Raw genomic sequence first — 22,353 nt, 5'->3', positions numbered from 1 at the left:
CGGAGCGAATCCGACCTACGTCCGCGGAACCGACGCATGGCCAGGTAGGTCGGATCAGGCCTGCAAGGCCGTCATCCGACGTTACCACCAGCGTCAACAATGTGTCGGATGACGCTCCTTCGGAGCTAATCTGACCTGCGTCCGCGGAACCGGCGCATGGCCAGGTAGGTCGGATCAGGCCTGAAAGGCCGTCATCCGACGTTACCCCCAGCGTCAATAATGTGTCGGATGACGCTCCTTCGGAGCTAATCCGACCTACGTCCGCGGAATCGACGCATGGACAGGTAGGTCGGATCAGGCCTGCAAGGCCGTCATCCGACGTTACCGCCAGCGTCAACAATGTGTCGGATGACGCGCTTGCGACCTCGGCGGCCCCCGCTAATCCGACCTGCCTCTTACGGCATACGCCAGCCGGTACAACAGCGGCAGCACCAGCAGCGTCAATGCCGTCGACGATAAAATGCCGCCGATCACCACGGTGGCCAGCGGACGCTGCACTTCGGCGCCCGTGCCCGTGGCAATGGCCATCGGCACGAAACCGAGCGACGCCACCAGCGCCGTCATCAAGACGGGCCGCAAACGCGTGATGGCCCCCTCGCGTATCGCATCCTGCAAGGGCATGCCCTGTTCGCGCAGCTGGCGGATGTAGGCAATCATCACCAGGCCGTTCAGCACGGCCACGCCGGACAGGGCGATGAAACCGACCGCCGCCGAAATCGACATGGGAATGTCGCGCAGCCACAGGGCGACGATGCCGCCCGTCAAGGCGAACGGGATGCCGCTGAAGACCAATAGCCCATCTTTGACGTTGCCGAACATGGCGAACAGCAACACAAACACGAGGGCCAAGGCCACGGGCACCACCAGTTCCAGGCGTTTCGTGGCCGACTGCAATTGCTCGAACTGGCCGCCCCAGCTGGTCCAGTAGCCGGCCGGAATGGCCACCTGCGCTTGCAACTGCTGCGTGGCATCGGCCACGAAGGAGCCGATATCGCGTCCGCGCACGTTGGCGCTGATGACGATGCGGCGCTTGCCGTCTTCGCGGCTGATCTGGTTCGGCCCCGGCGCCACTTGCAGGCTGGCTACTTCGCCGAGCGGGATGAAGCGGGCGCGGCCTTCCGCCGCCGCGCCCAGGGGCAGGGCGATCGGCAGGCGTTTCAACTGCTCCAGGTCGCTGCGCAGGCTGTCGGGCAGGCGCACGACGATGTCGAAGCGGCGGTCGCCCTGGAACAGGGTACCCGCCTCTTGCCCGCCGATGGCCGTGGCGATCGCCGCTTGCACGTCGGCAATATTGAGGCCATAGCGGGCCGTCTGCTCGCGGTCGATCTGCACCGTCAGCATGGGCAGCCCCGTCGTCTGCTCGACTTTTACCTCTGTTGCGCCGGGAATCTTGCCCAGCACGCCCGCGATCTTCGCCGCCGTGCTGTCGAGCACGCTCATATCGTCGCCGAACAGTTTCACGGCCACGTCGCTGCGCACGCCGGAAATCAGTTCATTGAAGCGCAGCTGGATCGGTTGCGAAAACTCATAGTTATTGCCCGGCAAGCTCGTGGCCGTCGCTTCGATTTCCGCCAGCAATTGCTCGCGCGACTTCTTCGGTTCCGGCCATGCGTCGCGGGGTTTCAGCATGATGTAACCGTCGGAAATATTCGGCGGCATGGGGTCGGACGCGATCTCGGCCGTTCCCGTACGGGCGAACACGCGCGCGATTTCCTTGTGGTTTGCCATCAGCTTGCTTTCCAGCTGCTGCTGCATGGCCAGCGATTGCGTCAAGCTGGTGCCGGGGATGCGCAGGGCCTGGATGGCGATGTCGCCCTCGTTCAGGCTGGGCACGAATTCGCTGCCCATGCGCGTGGCCAGCAAGCCCGACAGCACGACGGCTACCGCCGCGCCCGTCAACACGACGGGCGTGTTGCGCATCACCTTGTCCAGCAGCGGCGCGTACCAGCGCTTGGCGGCGCGCATGATGGCGTTTTCCTTCTCCGCCACCTTGTCGCCGATAAACAGCGCCACCGCGGCCGGAATGAAGGTGATCGACAGCAGCATGGCACCGAGCAGGGCGATGACCACCGTCAGGGCCATCGGCGTAAACATGCGGCCCTCCACGCCCGTCAGCGCGAAGATGGGCAGGTACACGACCATGATGATCAGCTGGCCGTACAGCAAGGGGCGGCGCGCTTCTTGCGATGCCGCAAACACTTCCTGAAAACGCTCCTGCAAGGTCAGCGGCCGTCCCAGTTTTTGCTGTGCATGGGCCAGGCGGCGCACGCAGTTTTCCACGATGACCACGGCGCCATCGATGATGATGCCGAAATCGAGTGCCCCCAGACTCATCAGGTTGGCGCTCACATGGTATTGCACCATGCCCGTAAACGTGAACAGCATGGCCAGCGGAATCACCATGGCCGTGATGACGGCCGCGCGGATATTGCCGAGGAACAAAAACAAAATGGCGATCACCAGGACGGCGCCTTCCAGCAGGTTTTTCTTCACCGTATTGATGGCCTTGTCGACGAGTACCGTGCGGTCATACACGGTGACGGCGTGCACGCCTTTCGGCAGGCTGCGGTTGATCTCGACCATCTTCTTGTCGACGGCTTGCGACACGGCGCGGCTGTTCTGTCCGATCAGCATGAAGACGGTGCCGAGCACCACTTCGCGGCCGTTTTCCGTGGCCGCGCCCGTGCGCAGCTCGCGCCCCAGCACCACGTCGGCCACGTCGCGGATGCGGATCGCCACGCCCTGCACATTGGCGACGACGATGTTGCCGATGTCACTTTTTGAGGCCACCTGGCCCGGCGCGCGTATCAGCAGCTGCTCGCCCTGCTTTTCGATGTAGCCGGCGCCCACGTTGCTGTTGTTGCGCTCGAGCGCCGTCACCACGTCTTGCAGGCTGATGCCGTAGGCGGCCAGTTTTTCCGGGTAGGGCGCCACCTGGTATTGCTTGGCGTAACCGCCGATGGCATTGATTTCCGTGACGCCCGTGACATTGCGCAACTGCGGCTTGATGATCCAGTCCTGGATTTCGCGCAAGTCCGTCGGCGTGTAGGGCGTGCCGTCCGGCTTTTTCGCGCCCTCCTGCGTTTCCACCGTCCACAGATAGATTTCACCGAGGCCCGTGGAAACAGGCCCCATCTTCGGCGTGATGCCAGCCGGCAAGCTTTCCTTCGCTTCCTGCAGGCGCTCGTTGATCATCTGGCGGGCAAAATAGATGTCCGTACCATCCTTGAAGATCACGGTCACTTGCGACAAACCATAGCGCGACAGCGAACGCGTCTGCTCCAGGTTGGGCAAGCCGGCCATGGCCGTTTCGATGGGGAAGGTGACTCGCTGCTCGGTTTCCAGCGGCGAATAGCCGGCGGACTGGGTATTGATTTGCACCTGCACGTTGGTGATGTCGGGCACGGCGTCGATGGGCAGCTTCTGGTAGCTGTAGATGCCCAGGCCGGCCATGGCCGCCACGGCCAGCATCACCAGCCAGCGCTGGTCGATGGCAAAGCGGATCAAGCGTTCAAACATGATGGTTTCCTTAGCTTTGACGTGATCAATGTTCGTGGCCGGCGGAGTCCTTGCCCAGCTCGGACTTCAGGACAAAACTGCCTTGCGCCGCGTACGGCGTGCCGGCGGCCAGGCCCTGTTTGATGTGCGTCAGATTGCCATCGCTGCGGCCCAGCACCACGGGCGTGGCCTGGTAGCCGTCCTTGACCTGCACGAAGACGACGGGCTTGTCTTCCACCGTCTGGATGGCCGTGCTCTGCACGGTAACGGGCGCGTCCGCTTCGCCGGACACCACTTCCACCGTGACGAACAGGCCCGGGCGCCAGGCCATGTCCGGGTTCTGCAAGCTGATGCGTGCCTTGGCCGTGCGCGTCTGCTCGCCCAGCAGCGCGCCCACGTAGGTGATCGTGCCTTGCGCGCTGGCATCGAAAGCGCTGGCTTTGACTTCTGCCTTGCCACCCATGCGCACGGTGGCCAGGTCTTTCGCCGGCACGGCGATTTCCGCCCACACGGTCGACAGGTCGGAAATGACGAAGATGTTCGCGTCTTCCTTGACGGCTTCGCCCAGGGTGATGTGTTTTTCCAGCACCATGCCGTCGAACGGCGCGCGGATCTCGTAGCGGTTCAGCGGCCCTTTGCTGGCCCCGGTCCCGGCGCCGCTGGCGCCCAGCGCGCTGAGTTTTTGCTGCGCATTCTGCACGGCGATTTCCGCCTCGCGCCACGCCTGCTGCGCCTGCAGGTAATCCTGTTCGGCCGAAATTTTCTCGCGCCACAGTTTTTCCTCGCGCTCATACGTGGAGCGTGCCAGGGAGAGCCGCCGCTGCGCCGACAGCAGTGCGCTGCGCTGTTCCGACAGTTCCGTGCTGGCGATGACGGCCAGCACTTGCCCCTTTTTCACCAGCTGGCCCAGGTCCGCCTGCACGGCTTCCACCACGCCGGCCAGACGGGGCACGACGTGGGCCGTGCGGTCTTCATTGAAACGGATTTCGCCGGGCAGGGCGACCGTCGTCTTGATGCGGCCGGGCGCGGCCGTGGCGATGACGACGCCGGCCGCGCGGCTTTGCGCAGCCGTCAATTCCAGCTTGCCTTCCACTTCCTCGTGGCCGTGTTCGTCTTTCTTTTCAGCATGTGCTTCCACCTTGACGGCGGCGGGCGGCGCGGTCTTGGAATTGCCCGTGCCCAGGATGAGGATGGCCAGCACGATGCCGGCGGCCGCGATGGAAGCGATGGCGATCGCCTGCTTTTTGTTCAGTGTGATGTTCATGGAGGGTATTCCTTACAGGGGAGCTGGTGTGCCCAGCAGGCGCTCGATCTCGGCGGCGGCGTGCTGCGCTTCCGTCAGCGCGCGCAGGTATTGGTTTTTGGCTTGCAGCAAGGTGCGCTGGGCATCGAGCACGTCGAGGAAGGCGAACTTGCCGAACTCAAAGCCCTTGCTGGCCGTGTCGTAGGCGCTTTGCGCGCCGGGCAAGATGTCCAGGCGCAAGCTTTCCACGTCGAGCCGGGCCATGGCCAGGCGTTCGCTGGCGGCGGCCACGTCCGTCTGCACGGCGATGCGGGCGGCGGCCAGCTCGTCGCTGGCCTTGTCGCTGCGGCGCAAGGCGTCGAGCTTGTTGCCGGCATTGCGGTCGAACAAAGGCAGCGGCAGGGCCAGGCCGATGATGGCCTGGTTGCGGCCCAGTTCTTCCGAGCGCTTCATGCCGATGCTGAGCGTGACGTCGGGCGTGGCGCGCCGCTGTTCCACGTCCAGCATGGCTTGCCGCTGGGCCAGCGCGCTGCGCGCCTGGCGCACGGCCGGCGCCTGCTCCAGCCGTGCCGCCAGTTCGCTGCGTGGCGGCAGCTCGGGCAAGGTTTCCAGGCGTCCTTCGGCCACGCTAAAGCGGGGCGCGGCATTGCCCCACAGGGCGGCCAGGCGCTTGCGGGCGCTGGTCAGCGTGCTGCGGGCCAGGTTTAGTTCCAGCCGCACGCTCGCTTCGGCAACCCTGGCGCGGGTTTCCTCGACAGGCGAGGCCTTGCCGGCCGTCACCCGGCGCGCCGTGATGTCGCTGGCGCGCGCGGCCAAGGCTTGCGCGCTGTCGGCCAGGCGCAAGCCTTCCTGCGCCGCCAGCACGTCGACAAAGGCGGTGGTCACTAGCGCGCGCGTGTCGGCTTGCTGCAGTGACAGGCCGGCCTGCGCCAGTTCCTGGCCCTGCTGCGCGACGGCGGCGCGCGCACCCCGTTTGCCGCCCAGTTCTATGAGCTGGTTCAGTTGCACGGTGGTGCTGCGCGTGGCGCGCCGCGTGTCTTCCAGCACGGTTTGCAGTTCCGGGTTGGGCAGGGCGCGCGCCTGCTGCAGGGCGCCGCCCTGCGCCGCCAGTTCATGGCGGGCGGCCGACAGGGTGGCGTTGCCGCCTTCGGCCAGCAGCAGCGCGGCGGGCAGGGTCAGGGGACCGGCGGGTTCCGCAGGTGTTTGCGCATGGGCAAAGTTGCCGGCCAGCAGGCCAGCGGAAAGTAACAAGATGATTTGGTACATCGAATTCTCCAGGGAGTGGAAAAAGAATTCGACGGGACGCGCAGGCTGGCGCCTGCTTTAGTCAGGCCCGCATATTGCGATCAGTGAAAGAAGCGTCCCGTCGGCCTAGATGGCCGACGACCAGTCAGGGCGCTTGGGAGCGTCCGGGATGTGGGAAGCGTAAAAGAAGGGGGACGTATCCGCGTTGACGGACGCCATGTCGCCGACCGGCAGGCTGGAGCCGGCCGGCAGCCATGCGTGGCCGATGCCATGGCAGACGTTGCAATCGCTGTGCGGCTGGCCTTTTTTCTGCTGCTCAGCTTTACCGCCGGCGGGTTGTTTATCCGCATCGGCCTTGTGCTGGTGGCTGTGGTGGCCCAGGTGCTGCGCCGCCTTGCCTTCCTCGTGCAGGCAATACGCGCTCGCCGCAGCCCAGGACATCTGGAGCGGAAGCACGAACAGCAGCAAAATGAGGAAGAATTGTCGCATGGTGACGGCTATTGTACAGAAAGGCGGGCGGCCGTGCCGTGCTTAGCGTGGCTGGGCGCGCCACGCCTTCAGCTGCGCGGCAATCGCCTTGCCCTGGAATAGCTGCGGCTCGGAATGCTCTTCCGCCTCCATGCCGCCTTCGAGGAAATCGGCCGCCTCGCGCGCCTGCACCAGCACCTTGGCCTTGTCGAACGCCTCGGCAAAGCCGGCGCTCTTGGGCAAGGCTTCCTTGAAATACGCTTCGCTGAAGTAAGTAAAATCGTTCTGGTCGTCGCAGCCGAACGAGGTGCGGTCGCTGCGCGCGGCCGTGATGATGAGGGTGTTGTCATCTTTTAATGGCGCAATGAAGCCGCCCGCGTAGCAGGCCGAGATCACGATGACTTTCCAGCGGATGCCGCTGTGCTTGAGCATGCCCGCCAGCTCTTGCGCGGGCAGGCTGTGCAAATCCATGCCGTTTTGCGCCAGCGCCAGTTCGTGCTCGGGCGAGCCGTGGCTGGTGAGGAATAAAAACAGGATGTCGTTGGCCTTGTCCATCTTCGCGCCCAGGGCGTCGAGGCTGGCGGCGATGCTGGTGCGCGTGGCCATCGGCTGCTGCGCCACCGTGTTGCGGCTGTTGACCAGCATCAGGGAGCGGCCCACGGTGCCGTAATCGCGGTCGAACTGGCGCTGCACGAAGGCCGTTTCGCGGTGAAACACTTCCTGCGCGCCATCGCCGGCCACGCCCAGCAGGTAGAGATTGATCTTTTTCGCCGGGTCGCGCGGCGCGATGCGGGCCAGGGCGCCGTCGAGCAGGGTGCGCTGGTTGTACAGGGCCAGCTCGATATTGTCGCGCGTGAGCTTGTCTGCGGCCGGGTCGTCCAGCTGGCCTTCCGTCCAGTTGCCGCTGTCTTCGCGCCGGCCGTCCGCCTGCGCCACGGCGTAGCGCAGCACGCCCTTGCCGTCGAACTGGCCATTCTTGAAGCCACCCCGGTATTCGTCGCCGTCGACCGTGCGCAGCACGCCTTCGCCCTCGAATTTCCAGTCTTTCAGCTCGCCTTCATAGTGGATGCCGTCGCTGGTGGTGACCTTCGCCTTGCCCTGCACCTGGCCCTGGACGAATTCGCCTTCGAAGACGGTGCCGTCCGTGTCGGTCAGCTTGCCGGCGCCGTGCGGGCGCCAGTGCTTGAAATGGCCCTCGAAGGTGGCGCCGTCGGCGCCCTGGAAGCGGCCTTGTCCCTCGAAGCTGCCGTTGACGAAGCTGCCCGCATAGATTTCGCCCTTGGGCGAGGTGTAGCGGCCGATGCCGTCGAAGGCGCCCTGGCGGAAGGCGCCCGTGTATTCGACGCCGGACGCCTGGCGCAGCTTGCCCTGGCCGGAAAACACGCCGCGCGCGAAGCCCCCTTCGTAAAACGCGCCGCTCGCGTATTCGAGCCGGCCCTGGCCGTGCATCTTGCCCGCGACGAGGGGACCGAAATAGCGTCCGCCATCGGCCGTTTCCGCCGCCGGCGCCTTGGCTGGCGCGGCGCACAATGGCGGCATGCCCAGCGCGGCAAAGGCCAGCAGGCCGGCGAGGGTGTAGGGGCGAAGCGAGGCGCGTAGCGTGGCAGTCATGAGGACGGTCTGGTCTGTAGGAAGGGGCCTAGTCTGCCACTGTATCGGCCAGGTGGCAAATGCGCGCGTGGCGAGTGTTGCTATCGCTCAAGGCAAGATTCTGCGTTTTATGCCGTGCCAAGGCTGGGCTGAACTGATAATATTGATTTTCAGAACATATACTTGCACAAGGTACATAGTCACCCATGGAAAGCCGTCTCAGCCGCCTGGAAGCCGTTCAAACCGTGTTGCTGGAAATCGGGCAGCGCTCGAGCACCTGCAGCGATATCAGCGAATTCCTGCAGGCGGTGCATGCGGCGCTGGGACGCATCATGTATGCGGCCAACTTTTACGTGGCGCTCAGCGACCGCGACGACGGCCTCGTGCGCTTTCCCTACTTTGTCGACGAATTCGACGCCGCGCCCGATCCGGACGAGGGCGTGCGCCTGGCCAGCGCCGCGCAGTCGCCCACGGCCTGGGTCATCGTCAACCGCAAGCAGCTGGTGATGACGGCCGACGACGACGCCATGCGCGCCATCGGCGGCGGCGCCTGGGGCGGCGGCACGGCGGCCGAGCACTGGATCGGCTGCCCGCTGCTGGACCAGCAGCACCAGGTGCTCGGTGCCATCGTCATCCAGAGCTACGACGCCCAGCACCGTTTCAGCCTGGAAGACCAGGCCCTGTTCGCGCTGATCGCCACGCACGTGTCGAGCGCCCTGCAAGGCATGCAAAGCATGGACCGGCTGGAAAAGGCGGTGCAGGAGCGCACGGCCCTGCTGGCGCACGAGGTGGCTGAGCGCCGGCGCGCGGAAAACCTGCAGCATGCGCTGTATGAAATCGCCAACCTGTCGGCGCAGGCGGCCGACGCGACGACTCTGTATGCGCGCCTGCACGCCATCATCAGCGAACTGGTGACGGCAAAGAATTTCCTCATCGCCCTGTACCACCCGGACAACAAGGACATCACGATCCCGTATTTCGTCGATGAAAAGGATGCGCAGGCGCCTGTGAAACGTTTTCATTACGGCATCGGCATGAGTTCCTATGTGCTGGCGCGGCGCAAGGCGTGCCTGCTCGATGCGGACAGCTATGCGGCGCTGGTGGCCAGCGGCGAGATGGACGAGCCGCTGGGCAATGTGGGCATCGCCAGCTGGATGGGCGCGCCCATGCTGCTGGGCGAGAGAAAGTATGGCGTGATCATCGTGCAAAGCTACGACGAATCCGTCGTGTATGGGCAGGCGGAACTGGACGTGCTGGCCTTCATGGCCAGCCATGTGGCCGTGGCGATGGCCCGCATCCAGGCCGACAGCGCCATGCGCCAGGCCAAGGAAGCGCTGGAAGAGCAGAATGCGGCCCTGAACAGCGCCTTGAGCGCCTTGCAGGAAGCGCAGTCGGAACTGGTGCGCCAGGAAAAGCTGGCATCCCTGGGACGCCTGGTGGCGGGCGTGGCGCATGAAATCAATACGCCGCTGGGCATCTGCGTGACGGCCACCAGCCACCTGGTGCAGGAATTGAAGCTCACGCGCGAAGACCTGGACGGCGGCCAGCTCGATGAAGACGGCTTGCGGCAATTTTTCGACATCATCGACCAGACCCTGCGCATCATGACGACGAACACGCAGCGCGCCGCGGCGCTGGTGCGCAGCTTCAAGCAGGTGGCCGTGGACCAGTCCTCGGACGAATTGCGCAGCTTTAACTTGCGCAAATATCTCGATGAAATCCTGCTGTCCTTGCAACCGAAGCTCAAGGGCAAGCCGGTCAAGGTGGAGATCGATTGCGCGCCCGAGGTGCAACTGCGCAGCTATCCGGGCGCCGTCTCGCAGATCGTCACGAACATGGTGGTCAATTCACTGGTGCACGGCTTTGCGGAAGGCGAGCCGGGCAGGATCAAGATCAGTGCCAGGACGGCCGGCGACATGCTGGAACTCGACTACAGCGACGACGGCATGGGCATGGACAGCGCCACCCTGGGCCAGCTGTTCGATCCTTTCTTCACGACCAAGCGGGGCTCGGGCGGCAGCGGCCTCGGTGCGCACATCCTGTACAACCTGGTGACGGGGCCGCTGGGCGGCACGGTGAAGGTGGTCAGCGCGCCGGGGATGGGGTTGCACTACAAGATCCGCTTCCCGCTGGAGCCACGTAGGTCGGATTAGCGGCAAGGCCGCGTAATCCGACGCCGGCGGCTAGGTTAAAAACGGCGGGCCGGAGATGCGGGCCTGAGAAAATGCCGATGGCGGCGTTGCGGCTCCTTGCCGTACATGCGTACTGTCTGCGTCGCCGCGCCTTGCCCTCGACATTTTTCAGGCCCGCTTGGCCCGGAATACCTGTGTTGGGGGCTTGGGCCGAAGCGTGTTTTGCTGGTGTGCAGATCGCGTAATCCGACAACATCGTTGGCGTGGCTGCCGGTGGTGTCGGATTACGGCCTGCGGCCTAATCCGACCTACGCCAGCTTTTTATCGGGGAAGCGTTAGTTCAAGGCATGCTACGTAGGTCGGATTAGCGGCAAGGCCGCGTAATCCGACACCACCGCCAGCTTTTAATCAGGGAAACGTTGATTCAGCGCAAGCGCCTCATCGAGGTTCGCAATCAGCAACTCCACATACTGCGGGTCCAAATGGCTGCCGCTCACTTCGCGCAGGTAGCTGACCACGCGCTCGAGGGGCCAGGCATCCTTGTAGCAGCGCTTGTGCATGAGGGCGTCGAAGACGTCGGCGACGGCGGCGATGCGCGCGTATTTGTGGATGTTGTCGCCCACCAGGCCTTGCGGGTAGCCGCTGCCGTCGAATTTTTCATGGTGCTGGTGGGCGATCACGGCGGCCGCCCTCAAGAGCGGGCGCTGCGAACCGTCGAGGATGGACATGCCCACCGTCGGATGCTGTTTCATGATTTCCCACTCGGCCGCGTCGAGCTTGCCGGGTTTCAGCAGCACGGCATCGGGCGTGGAAATCTTGCCGATGTCGTGCATGGGCGCCGCGTGGCGCAGCACCATGGTTTCTTCTTCCGACATGCCGGAGGCCTGCGCCAGCAGCTGGCACACTTCGGCCATGCGGCGCACGTGGTTGCCGCCTTCGTGCGAGCGCGATTCGACCACGTCGCCGAGGCGCAGGATCAGCTCGGCCTGGGTATCGGTGATTTCCTGCGTCAGCAGGATGTTGTCGAAAGCGATCGCCACGCCGGAACAAAATACTTCCAGCAATTGCGCGTCGAGGTCGGAAATCTCTTCCACGCCCTTGAGCACCAGCAGGGAGGCCTTGCCGCTGCTGTTGGGGAAATAGCCGACATAGGTGTCGCCATGCAGGCGCGAAATTTTATTGCTCTTGGCGTCGTCCAGCTGCGACAGCAGAGACGGGCTGAGGATGCCGCCATCGGCTTCATGGTCGCCGATCTGCGCGAGGATTTCATAGTCCTGCTCGCCCGTGATGGCGCTGGCGCCGCGCAGGCGCAGCAGCATGCTCGTTTCCAGGCGCAGCAGGGCGACGACTTGCTGCAGCAGGCCGCTGGCGAAGTCGCGCAGGTTGCGCTGCTTGAAAATGTGCGCCGAGGCGGCGATGACGCGCTCGAGGCCTTCGCGGTAGTGCAGCTGGGCCTGGCGCGCCTCTTCCACCTTCATGATGTCGCGGTAGGCGCGCAGGGCGGCAAAGGTGGTGGTAAACAGCTTGGTGCGGTCGAGCTCGGTTTTTTCCTTGTAGTCGTTGATGTCGTAGTTGACGATCACCCGTTCTTCCGGCGCCTGTCCCGGCTGCCCCGTGCGCAGCACGATGCGCGTAAACTGGTTGCCCAGGTCTTCGCGCATCCAGCGCGCCACCTCCAGGCCGCTGTCTTCGCGTTCCATCACCACGTCGAGGAAGACGAGCGCGATGCCCTCTTCGCGCGCCAGCACCTGCTTGGCCTCGGCGCCGCTGTACGCATGCACAAAGCTCAGGGCGCGGCCCTCGAGACGGAAACGGCTCAGCGTGAGTTCGGTGATGTCGTGGATGTCGGGTTCATCATCGACGAGCAGGACTTTCCAGGGAGGTAACTTGGGCGATGCAGATGACAAAAATGACATAAGGGCGAGTTCCGCTAAAAGGCATAACTGACGCAATGCTGAGACGCCCGCGCCAGGAATTCCTGTGCGCCATGACCGGCGTTGCGCGTTTTTCGGGCGCATTCTGTCGATTGTAGACCGACCGCTAAGTATTAACAATAAGCAAGAACAATTGACTAAAATCATGCAACACACGTGCTAAAAAAGCACTTTAAATCCATGCTGTCTACACTATCTATACTTTATCGCTTAGGCAACTATATTTTCAAGACAATACTTTGTTTTAATTAATATTGCTAATGAATCTGCAAAAAAATACGGCGTCTTTCCTTCTTGGCGAAAAACCGGAAAAGTAACAAGGTATGAATTACGCGCCAGAAGGGACTGGAGCGCGCTATATTGGACAGGCATAAGAAGTGGCTCCATGCCACTCATATTTCCTGAAAGGGTACATCATGCAAAAGCAAACGACACGCGCCCTGATCGCCGGCCTGGCCTTGCTGGCCAGCAGCGCGGCCTGGGCAGGAACTGAAGTGCGGTTCAGCAAACCGGATCAATACACGGACGTTCCGTTCAATCCGCAGGACCGCGACGACGTGCTGAAGGAACTGAGCCGGCATTTCGAGAAACTGGGCGCATTGTTGCCGCCCGGGCAAACCTTGAAAATCGACGTCACGGACGTGGATCTGGCGGGACGTGAAAACCCGTCGCTGCGTGCGGGCCAGGATATCCGCGTCATGAATGGCCGGGTCGACTGGCCGCGCATGCGCCTGCACTATGTGCTGGAACAGGATGGCAAGGTCATCAGCAGCGGCAATGCTGCCCTGTCCGACATGTCGTACCTGACCCGTCTCAATCCTTACTTCAGCAATGAAAAGTTGCGCTATGAAAAGTTGATGATCGATGACTGGTATGCCGATACCTTTGGCATCAAGGTAAAGCGCCACGCGCGCAAGTAAACGGCCCGGTCAGTCGCGTGGCGCCACGCGAAACGTATTGCGCTCCGGAAATGTTCACTTCAGGCTATAGTCAAGCAGGGCAGGCAGAGGCCGGCATGGAGCTGCCGCCGGGCCGTGAACTTTCTGGAGGGAAGGCATATGCGTATTTCCACGATGACGAAAACATGGATAGCCGCCTTGGCGCTGGCTGCGGGCAGCAGTGCCTGGGCGGGCGTCCAGGTGACGTTCGAAAAACCCGACGACTATTCCGACGTGCCGTTCAGCTCGCGCGACCGGGAGCAGGTGCTGGCGGGCCTGGCGGATCACTTCAGCTGGTTGGGCAAGAGCTTGCCCCCAGGTCAGGACCTCAAAATCGAGATCACCGATGTCGACCTGGCGGGACGCGAAGACCCGGCGCGCCGCGGCGCCTTCGATGTGCGCGTGATGACGGGCCGTGCTGACTGGCCCCGTCTGCGCTTGCGCTATACGCTCGAGCAGCATGGCAAAGTCATTGCCAGCGGCAATGCTTATCTGTCGGATATGTCCTATTTGCAACATATCAACCGTTATTCCAGCAACGATGCCTTGCGCTATGAAAAGCGCATGATCGACGAGTGGTTCAAGAATACCTTCGGCGTCAAGCCCCAGGGCCGCAGCAGTCCCGTCCTGACCTTGCAGCCGCGCGCCGTTCAGCGCAGGTAATCAACGCAAATAAGCGTCTTCGATGTGCGCCAGCTGGCCGTTCTGCCGCATGGCAAGCAGGGCGGCATTCATCTTCTCGATGAAATCGGTCTTGTAGGAAGGCGTGTTGCGCGCGCTGTAGGCGATGTAGGTGGCTTCGGACGACAGTTCCAGCACTTCGCGCAAGTGAAAACCGTAGCCGGCCAGTTCGCCTTGCAGCCGGCGCGCCGTATGGCGTGCCGCGCCGCGGTCGCTGGCGTAGCAATCGATGCGCCGCAGGGCCAGTTTCTTCAGATTCGCCTCATTGCCCTTGGCCGCATCCAGGCGCAGCAGCCCCTGGCGGGCGGGCACCATCAATTTTTCCGACAGTAAAAATCCTGTGTTGACGCCGATGGTCAGGCCCGCAAAGTCGGCCGGGAAGTGCGTGCGCGGCGTGCGCATGACGGCGTCATGGCAAAACAGCACCACCGATTCGCGGTGCAGCATGGCCGAGTACGGCTGCACGTATGGCCGTTCCGTCTTGCGTCCGGGCGGAAACAAGCCGAAAACCTTGCCTTTTTCCAGCGCATCGAGCCCCCGTTTCCAGGGGCGCGGCTGCAGTTCCAGCCGGTACCCGGGCATCCGGCTGGCCGCCTGGCGCAGGATATCGATGTACATGCCCTTGAAGGCGCCGTTTTCCACATAGCTGTACGGCGCATAGTCATCGTCACCGTACAGGATGACGGTTTGCGGCGCGGCCAGGGCGGGCGGCAACATGCCCAGCAGGGCCAGGGCCAGGCAGAGTCTTGCCGTGATTGCTGATTGCATGCCGCTCCAGATTTAATGTCTTCCTGATAAGCATACAGCATGGCGGCATGACGGCCCGTTTAATCGATCCTTCAATCGATCCAGTTCACCAGTGGAAACTTGCTTGCGAACTCTTCCGCCATGGGCACGACCTGGCTGCGCTTGTAGTTGAAGAAGACAAAGCCGGACTTGGCCATCGCGATCAGGGTGTTGTCGCGCGGACGCGTGATGCGGAAGGTGATGTCGCCGCCATACTTGTTGAAATCCATGACGCCCACTTCGAACAGCAGCTGGTCGCGCGCATGGGCTTCGGCGCGGTAGGTGGTGGCCAGGTCGGTGACGATGATGCCGGTGCCGTCCGCTTCGATGTCGCGCACGCCATATTCGAACAGGAAGCGGGCGCGCGCCTCGGAAATCATGGAAATCATGGAATCGTTGCCGAGATGGTTGCCAGCGTTGATGTCCGTCGTGCGTACCGTCAGTTGCGAGGAATAGCAGTACTGGTCTTCAGGGAATTCAAGTTTCAAACGGGCCATGGTGTTCTCTTGGGCTGGTGCGCAGGGCGCGGCGAAAAAATCCAATTCTAGCCGGTTCGCCGTGCCCCGTCGAAAAACGCCGCCTCAGGCGTGCGCTGCCATGACTGCTTGCGCACGCTGACTGGCCTATGCTTATTTACGGACAATCCGGTACACCTTGCCCGTGCCGCTCAGCATGTACAGCTCGTTTTGCGCATCCTGGCCAAAGGACAGGATGTTGCCCACGTTCGTGATGCCCCAGTCTGTCACAGCGGAGGCGGCGCCATTGCTGTAGCTGAAACTTTTCAGCCAGCCGCCGCAGTAGTCGGAATACAGGTATTGTCCCGTCAGTTCCGGCAAGGCCGTGCCCCGGTACACATAGCCGCCCGTGATGGAGCAGTTGCCCGCACTGCCGGTGTCGTATTCGATAACGGGCAATACCAGACCCGCCTGATTGCAACTGGCGCTGTTGTAACAGTGCGCGCCTTCCATGATGTTCCAGCCATAGTTGTTGCCCGCCTGGCCCACGGGACGCACGTCTACTTCCTCCCAGTTGGCCTGGCCCACGTCGGCGATGTACAGCAGCTGGGCCGGCACGTCGAAGGCGTAGCGCCACGGATTGCGCAAGCCGTAGGCCCAGATTTCTCCGCGCCCGCCCGCCGTGCCGGCAAATGGGTTGCCGGGCGGAATGGCGTAAGGCTGGGCTACCGTGCTGGCGTTGACATCCAGGCGCAGCAGCTTGCCCAGCAGCACATTCGTGTTTTGCGCATTGCGGGGCGGGTCGCCGCCACCGCCGCCGTCGCCCGTGCCCGCATACAGATAGCCGTCCGGCCCAAAACTGAGCAAGCCGCCATAGTGGTTGCTGAACGTGGGGTGGGCAATCGTGAGGATGGTCAGCGCGGACAGGGGATCGGCCACGTTGGCGTTGCCGGCCGACACTTGTCTGCGCTCGATGACGATATCGCCGGCCAGGTTGGTGTAGTAGATGAAAAAATAGCCATTGCTGGCGTACTGTGGATGGAAGGCCATCGACAGCAAGCCCCGTTCGCCGCTGGTGGTGGTGAGCGTGCTGATGTCGAGGAAGGGCGTGGCCAGCAGGTTGCCGTTCTGCACCACGCGGATGCGGCCGGGACGCTCCACAATGAAAAGGCGGCTGTCGCCGGGCGGCGCCGTGAGGAAGAGGGGCGCGCTCAAGCCGCTGGCCACTTCCTGCAGGCGCAGGGCCAGCGGCGCGGCCGCCGCATACTGGATGCTGGCGCTGGCCGTCGCCCCCGCATTGACTTGTACCTGCTGCGTGACGGGCGTGGGCGCCAAGGTCCCCGTGCCTTGCACCACGCTGGCGGCGTTGAGCGTATAGGCGCCGGGCGCCAGGTCCGTCAAGGTGGTGCTTGCCGTCAATGTCTTGCTGTACGACGCAGGCCCCGTGACCGTGACGGCGCCCGCCACGCCGGCCGGCAAGCCGCCGATGCTGACCGCCAGGCTGCCTGTGGTGGAGCCGGGCGCGGGGTCGTCGTCGCCACCGCCGCCACAGGCGGTCAGCAGGGCCAGGCAGCATGCCAGCAGCAGGGCCAGCCAGGGGCGGGCAGAGCGGTGAAGGAAAGGGCGCATGTCAGTCTCCTGCGGGAACGCGGCAATGGCTGCTCGATCGGTGCTGGGCTTGTGCCAAGAATGCGCGTCTGTAGGGCGGGAAGATTGAGCTGGCACAAACGTGCGGCGCCATCGGACAAATGCGCCGCGTTTTCAGACAAGCGCGGGGTCCCTTGCGCCGCCCCGCTCACCGGCGTCCGATAATGGCGCATCTGAAACCGAGCAGGAAGACACCCCATGAAAACCAAAGCCGCGATTGCCTGGACGGCGGGCGCCCCGCTGACCATCGAAGAAGTCGACCTGGCCGGCCCGCGCGCCGGCGAAGTACTGGTCGAACTCAAAGCCACGGGCATTTGCCATACCGATTACTACACCTTGTCCGGCGCCGATCCGGAAGGTATTTTTCCTGCCATCCTCGGCCATGAAGGCGCCGGCGTCGTCGTCGACGTGGGCCCGGGCGTGACGACCCTGAAAAAGGACGATCACGTCATTCCCCTGTACACGCCGGAATGCCGCCAGTGCAAATTCTGCCTGTCGCAAAAGACGAATCTGTGCCAGGCTATCCGTTCGACCCAGGGCCGCGGCCTGATGCCGGACGCCACCAGCCGCTTTTCGCTGAATGGCCAGCCGCTGTTCCATTACATGGGCACGTCCACCTTTTCCAATTACATCGTCGTGCCGGAAATCGCCCTGGCCAAGATCCGCGAAGACGCGCCGTTCGACAAGGTCTGCTACATCGGCTGCGGCGTGACGACGGGCGTGGGCGCCGTGCTGTTTACGGCCAAGGTCGAGGCGGGCGCCAACGTGGCCGTGTTCGGCCTGGGCGGCATCGGCCTGAACGTGATCCAGGCGGCGAAAATGGTCGGCGCCGACAAGATCATCGGCATCGACATCAACCCGGCGCGCCAGGCCATCGCGCGCAAGTTCGGCATGACGCATTTCATCAACCCGAACGAAGTGGACAACGTGGTCGACGCCATCGTGCAACTGACGGACGGCGGCGCCGACTACAGTTTTGAATGCGTGGGCAATACGACCCTGATGCGCCAGGCGCTCGAGTGCACGCACAAGGGCTGGGGCAAATCGTTCATCATCGGCGTGGCGGCAGCGGGACAGGAAATCTCCACGCGTCCGTTCCAGCTGGTGACGGGGCGCGAATGGCGCGGTTCCGCCTTCGGCGGCGCACGCGGCCGCACGGACGTGCCGAAGATCGTCGACTGGTATATGGAAGGCAAGCTCAACATTGACGACCTGATCACGCACCGCTTGCCGCTCGAACGCATCAACGAAGGCTTCGACCTGATGAAGAGCGGCGAATCGATCCGTTCCGTCGTGTTGTACTAATCTTATCGGATGTACTCATTGCGCAACACTTGACGGACGGGGCTGGGCGGCAGGCTGTACTTCGCTGCCTGCCCCTGCTAGTGTGAAGACATCATGTCTTGCTTTGGGAGCCGTCCATGTTTGCCACTGCCTATCTCGCGACCTTGCGCCGCATGCTGCCCGTCTTCCTCGGCGCGGCCCTGTCTTCCCTGCTGGCCTTGTGGTGGAGCAATGTCGCCATCCTCGCCACGCCCGCCATCTGGCTGGCGCTGCTGGCCACCTATCTGCTGTGCGCACTCCTGTTTACGCCGCTGGCCCGGCAAAGCCGCCAAGTGGCCACGCGCCACGTGCGTCACGGCAAGCCGCGCTGACCTTCGCTGCGCCTAGCGCGCCGTGCTGGAAAAGCGTTCGCGGTAGTCGCGCGGCGTGATGGCGAGTTTCTTTTGAAACAGGCGGCGCAGCCTGTCCTCGCTATGCAAGCCCGCCTGCACGGCCACCTGTTTTAAGGAAGACACATTGTCTTCCAGCAAACGGCGCGCCACTTCGAAGCGCGCCGTGTCGATGAATTCCGTGGGACTGGTGCCCGTTTCGCGCTGGAAGACGCGCGTAAAATTGCGCTCGCTCATGGCCAGCCTGGCTGCCAGCAGCGGCACCGTGAGCTCGTCGGCAAGATGCTCCATGATCCAGCCCTGCAATTGCCGGATGGTCGGATGCGTCGTCATCTGGCTCGACAGGTGCACGGAAAACTGCGACTGGCCGCCGGGCCGCTTCAGATACACGACCAGGTCGCGCGCCACTTCGAGCGCGATATCGCGGCTGAAATCGTCTTCCACCAGGGCCAGCGCCAGGTCGATGCCGGCCGTCACGCCGGCCGACGTCCAGAATTTCCCTTCCCGCACGAAAATCGCATCCGCATTGACCTGTATCTGGGGGTAGCGCTGGCGCAGGCTGTCCACGGCGCTCCAGTGCGTGGCGGCGCTCTTGCCGTCGAGTACACCGGCCTCGGCCAGGAAGAAGCAGCCCGTGCACAGCGCCGCCAGCGTATCGATGCGGGGCGCCGCCTCGGCCACCCAGGCGGCGAGGGCGGGAATGTCCTGCAAGACTTGCTCGACGTGGTGGCAGCCGACGATGACGGCCAGGTCGGGCAGGCGGCTGGCGTCGAGCGCCTTGCTGGCGTGCAGCGACATCAGGGTGTCGGACTCGACGGGACCGATGGCCGTCGAGGCGATGCGCACGTCGTAGCCGCCGGGCAGATTGCGCAGGCGCAAATGGGTGTTGGCGTAGTCAAACACTTTCATGGCGCCGATGGCTTCGAGCGCCTTGAAGCCGGGATAGACGATGATGTCGACGGTGCGCAGGGGGAATTCTTTGGGGCTTTGCTTGATCATGCGATATGCGTGAAGGAGATAAATACTGCCATAATGCAATAACAGCGATGGCGTAGATTAGCATGGAATAATCCGCGCGCCCGCTGGCTCCCCACCCACCGGATTCCTCGATATCGTGCGCTTACTTCACTTTTTTGCCGTCCTGACATTGCTGCTGGGCTCCTCGCTTGCCCACGCGGCCACGCTCAACTTCAATGGCGGCACCGTCAGCGGCTGCAGCCTGAGCACGGACGGCTTGCAATACACGTGCGCCTCGCTGGCGCTGGGCTCCACCGACGTCATCGTCATCGGCAGCGCGTATGGCGTGACGGTCAACAGTTCCCTGGCGATGAGCTACAACCAGGGCTTGACGATGAGCGGCAATGCCGCGCTGACGGTCAAGGGCAATCTCGACATCAAGGACATCAATCCGTCGAACCTGAAAGTGACGGGGGGCAGCTTGAGCGCCGAGGGCGGCACTTTCCTCATGGGCGCGCAGGAACAGACCATTACGGCGAATATTTCCGCCACCACCATCAAGATGGGCTCGAACAACGTCAAGGTGACGGGCAAGATCAGCGCCAAGGGCCCGGTGGAAATCGCTTCGGGTTCCGTCATCAACGGTCCCATCAGCGGCACCGTCGTCAATATCCTGGCTTCCAGTACCCGCATCCAGGGCGATATCACGGCGACCACCTCGCTGACCATCGGTTCCGGCAGCCAGGTGACGGGCAATCTGAAATCGCCGACGATCGACTTGAAGGCATCGGGCCTGCTCGTCACGGGCGACGTGGACGCCAGCAATTCCTTGTCGATCGCTTCCGGCAATGGCATCAAGGGCAATGTGGACGCCGGCGAGGTGACGCTCGACTCGTCCAACGCCTATATCACGGGCAACGCCAAGGTCGATCACATCACCTTGGGCTGGCAGGGCCGCGTGCAGCAGACGATCACTTGCAAGGCCTACACGCCGTCGAACCCGTGCAGTTGCGTGACGAACAACAGCGGCTGGGCTTTCAATGAGCCGATGGGGCCGAAGTGCGGCCCGGGTACCCAGGCCGGGCCGGATCACTTCCAGATCACGCATCCGCCTTCGGCGCTCAGCTGTGCGCCCGCGCCCGTGACCGTGACGGCCTGCGCCGACGCGGCCTGCAGCACCGTCTACACGGGCGCGGCCCAGGTCACGCTGACGCCGGGCGGCGCCGTGGCACAACTCAACGCGACCCTACCGGCGACAGGCACGGCCGCGTCCAGCGTGGCGCAGACCACGCCGGCCAGCAACGTTCCCCTGGGCCTGAGCAGCACGCCGGCGACGACGGGGGCGCTGGTTTGCAAGAGCAGCATCGACGGCAGCGTGACCAATTGTCAGATGGCATTTGTCAGCAGCGCGCTGCAGGTGAGCGGCCTCCCCCGTTATGCCGAGGCCGAGGGGCCCATCGCCATCAGCGCGCTGCAGGCGTCGGCATCGAATCCGCGCGCCTGCGTGCCCCTGTTTTCCAACCAGAACAAGACCTTGCAGCTGCGCTGCAACTACGCCAATCCCGGCACGGGCACCTTGCCCGCGCGCATACAGGACAAGGATGGCACGTATAAACCCCTGGCCGCCAACGCGGGCAGTGCCTGCAGCGCGAACGGTACCGCCGTGCAACTGGCCTTCGATGCCAACGGCCTGGCCACGCCGAACATGCTGTACGCCGATGCGGGTGCGCTGGGCCTGACGGCCACGTATGCCCCGGCCAGCGGCAGCGACAGCGGCCTGACCATGACGGGCAGCGGCACTGTCATCGTGGGGCCCCAGCGTTTCGTGTTCAGCGCCATCGCCACGCCGCAGCGGGCGGGCCTGGCCGCGTTGCCCGTGGCGCCCGCCATCCGCATCAGCGTATCGGCCGTGAATGTGACCGACGCCGTGACGGCCAATTTTGGCAGGGAAACGACGGCGCAGACGGTGCTGCTGGGCAGTAGTCTCGTCGCGCCCACCTTTTCCGGCGCCGCCAACCCCGCAGTCGCGGGCAGCCTGACTTTTAACAACGGCATCGGCACCGCCAGCAACCTGAGCTGGGCGGAAGCGGGCACCGTCCAATTTACGGCGACGATGGCCACCTACCTCGGGGCCCCGCCGCCCGCCGTCAACGGCGTCATCCCGCCGTTCACCACGGGCGCCAGCAACAGCGTGCAATTCATCCCGCACCACTTCGTCACGGAGGTGCCTGGCACTGAGCCCATGCCTTGCAAGGCGCCATTGTCCTGCGCGGCGGGCAGTTTCATCTATGCGCAGCAGCCGTTCAAGCTGCGCGTCACGGCGCAGAATGCCACGAACGGGACGACGCTCAACTTCGACGGGCGCGACACGGCCTTGACGACCCAGGTGGCCTTGCGCGCCTACGATGCCGCCACGGGCCTGACGGCCTCTCCGCCGGCGGCGCCGTCGGGCAGCCGGCTGAGCGACGGGACTGCCGCGCAAACGACCGTGACGGGCATCGCGCCCTCCAGCTTCACGGCGGGCGTGGCCAGCAGCCAGATCGCCTACCGCTTTCCCGGCGCATTTGCGGTACCGGCCGGTACGGTCGCGCTGGCGCCGCCGACCGACGTGCTGTTCCGCGCCACCACTACCTATGCCGGCGGCACCGCCGTGACGTCGGCGCCGTCCGATGCCGGCACGGAAGCGAAGCTGACCGTGCTTACGGGCCGCATCATGGTGCCCCATAGCTACGGTTCCGAGCGCCTGCCTATACGCCTGCCCGTACAGGTGCAATACTGGAATAGCGGCTGGCTGGGCAATGTGTCCGATAGCGTCACGCAGTTCGGGAGTGCCGGGGTCACGCTAGCCAACTGCGGCAAGGGATTTACCTCAGGCGCTGGCGCGTGCAATGGCGTTCTGAAAGTGCAGGGCGGCACCTATGCATTCAAGCAAGGCGCCTTGCCTCCACCCAATGGGCAACTGGTCTTGCTGGCACCCGGCGTGGCGGGTAGCGTCGACGTGTCTGTCAGCGGCTTGCATTACCTGCCCAGCACCTTGGGGCACGTCGTCTTTGGCATCCTCAGATCGGGTCCCGTGATTTACCTGCGCGAGATGTATTGAGCCTGG

At 63.8% G+C, this 22,353-nt stretch carries 16 protein-coding genes; 6 read left to right on the top strand and 10 right to left on the bottom strand.

From position 1 onward, the window contains the following. Window positions 1-378: 378 nt before the first annotated feature. The 5 genes from AC1RBA_RS11415 to AC1RBA_RS11395 form a co-directional block, all read right to left on the bottom strand. Complete coding sequence (locus tag AC1RBA_RS11415; RefSeq protein ID WP_492418247.1) at window positions 379-3,519, bottom strand: efflux RND transporter permease subunit; 3,141 nt, start codon at window positions 3,517-3,519, stop codon at window positions 379-381. 25 nt (window positions 3,520-3,544) lie between these two features. After that, window positions 3,545-4,762, bottom strand: a complete 1,218-nt coding sequence (locus tag AC1RBA_RS11410) for an efflux RND transporter periplasmic adaptor subunit (protein WP_492418245.1) — start codon at window positions 4,760-4,762, stop codon at window positions 3,545-3,547. Window positions 4,763-4,774: 12 nt separating this feature from the next. Next, window positions 4,775-6,007: a TolC family protein gene (locus tag AC1RBA_RS11405; protein WP_492418244.1), complete on the bottom strand. Its 1,233-nt coding sequence runs from the start codon at window positions 6,005-6,007 to the stop codon at window positions 4,775-4,777. 105 nt (window positions 6,008-6,112) lie between these two features. Beyond that, on the bottom strand, window positions 6,113-6,475 hold the full coding sequence (gene czcI, locus AC1RBA_RS11400) for a cation efflux protein, CzcI family (RefSeq protein ID WP_492418242.1): 363 nt from the start codon (window positions 6,473-6,475) through the stop codon (window positions 6,113-6,115). Window positions 6,476-6,517: 42 nt separating this feature from the next. After that, entirely contained in the window at window positions 6,518-8,065 is a 1,548-nt protein-coding gene (locus tag AC1RBA_RS11395; RefSeq protein WP_492418241.1) for a C13 family peptidase, read from the bottom strand. A gap of 185 nt (window positions 8,066-8,250) precedes the next feature. Between AC1RBA_RS11395 and AC1RBA_RS11390 the strand changes: the two genes are divergently transcribed. Continuing rightward, entirely contained in the window at window positions 8,251-10,197 is a 1,947-nt protein-coding gene (locus AC1RBA_RS11390) for a GAF domain-containing sensor histidine kinase (RefSeq protein ID WP_492418239.1), read from the top strand. A gap of 383 nt (window positions 10,198-10,580) precedes the next feature. Here AC1RBA_RS11390 and AC1RBA_RS11385 read toward each other — a convergent pair whose 3' ends face one another. Continuing rightward, on the bottom strand, window positions 10,581-12,092 hold the full coding sequence (locus AC1RBA_RS11385; protein ID WP_492418238.1) for a DUF3369 domain-containing protein: 1,512 nt from the start codon (window positions 12,090-12,092) through the stop codon (window positions 10,581-10,583). Between the two features lie 434 nt (window positions 12,093-12,526). Between AC1RBA_RS11385 and AC1RBA_RS11380 the strand changes: the two genes are divergently transcribed. Together AC1RBA_RS11380 and AC1RBA_RS11375 are read left to right on the top strand one after the other, a co-directional pair. Continuing rightward, window positions 12,527-13,030 carry a DUF3016 domain-containing protein gene (locus AC1RBA_RS11380; protein ID WP_070292412.1) on the top strand — a complete coding sequence of 168 codons (504 nt, stop codon included), beginning with the start codon at window positions 12,527-12,529 and terminating at the stop codon, window positions 13,028-13,030. 138 nt (window positions 13,031-13,168) lie between these two features. Continuing rightward, window positions 13,169-13,711 (top strand): DUF3016 domain-containing protein, encoded by a 543-nt coding sequence (locus AC1RBA_RS11375; protein WP_492418236.1) that lies wholly within the window; start codon window positions 13,169-13,171, stop codon window positions 13,709-13,711. Here AC1RBA_RS11375 and AC1RBA_RS11370 read toward each other — a convergent pair whose 3' ends face one another. The 3 genes from AC1RBA_RS11370 to AC1RBA_RS11360 all read right to left on the bottom strand — a co-directional run bounded on the left by AC1RBA_RS11370 (window position 13,712) and on the right by AC1RBA_RS11360 (window position 16,599). Further along, the gene (locus AC1RBA_RS11370; protein WP_492418235.1) at window positions 13,712-14,497 is read right to left on the bottom strand and encodes a substrate-binding periplasmic protein; all 786 of its coding nucleotides are present in this window, start codon (window positions 14,495-14,497) and stop codon (window positions 13,712-13,714) included. It abuts the gene before it with no gap. 71 nt (window positions 14,498-14,568) lie between these two features. Beyond that, on the bottom strand, window positions 14,569-15,012 hold the full coding sequence (locus AC1RBA_RS11365; RefSeq protein WP_070217768.1) for a thioesterase family protein: 444 nt from the start codon (window positions 15,010-15,012) through the stop codon (window positions 14,569-14,571). A gap of 132 nt (window positions 15,013-15,144) precedes the next feature. Then, a complete protein-coding gene (locus AC1RBA_RS11360; protein ID WP_492418234.1) occupies window positions 15,145-16,599 on the bottom strand; it encodes a PQQ-dependent sugar dehydrogenase in 1,455 nt (484 codons plus the stop codon). 216 nt (window positions 16,600-16,815) lie between these two features. On the opposite strand from AC1RBA_RS11360, the gene AC1RBA_RS11355 reads away from it, so the two are divergent. After that, the gene (locus tag AC1RBA_RS11355) at window positions 16,816-17,922 is read left to right on the top strand and encodes an S-(hydroxymethyl)glutathione dehydrogenase/class III alcohol dehydrogenase (protein WP_492418232.1); all 1,107 of its coding nucleotides are present in this window, start codon (window positions 16,816-16,818) and stop codon (window positions 17,920-17,922) included. Window positions 17,923-18,038: 116 nt separating this feature from the next. Continuing rightward, a complete protein-coding gene (locus AC1RBA_RS11350; RefSeq protein WP_070312575.1) occupies window positions 18,039-18,272 on the top strand; it encodes a hypothetical protein in 234 nt (77 codons plus the stop codon). 12 nt (window positions 18,273-18,284) lie between these two features. Here AC1RBA_RS11350 and AC1RBA_RS11345 read toward each other — a convergent pair whose 3' ends face one another. Then, on the bottom strand, window positions 18,285-19,289 hold the full coding sequence (locus tag AC1RBA_RS11345) for a GlxA family transcriptional regulator (protein WP_070312576.1): 1,005 nt from the start codon (window positions 19,287-19,289) through the stop codon (window positions 18,285-18,287). Window positions 19,290-19,404: 115 nt separating this feature from the next. Between AC1RBA_RS11345 and AC1RBA_RS11340 the strand changes: the two genes are divergently transcribed. Beyond that, complete coding sequence (locus tag AC1RBA_RS11340) at window positions 19,405-22,347, top strand: DUF6701 domain-containing protein (RefSeq protein ID WP_492418230.1); 2,943 nt, start codon at window positions 19,405-19,407, stop codon at window positions 22,345-22,347. Window positions 22,348-22,353 lie beyond the last annotated feature (6 nt).

It is taken from the genome of Janthinobacterium sp. GW823-FHT03B06, from assembly GCF_058796955.1.
This window is presented reverse-complemented; position numbering and strand designations above follow the sequence as displayed.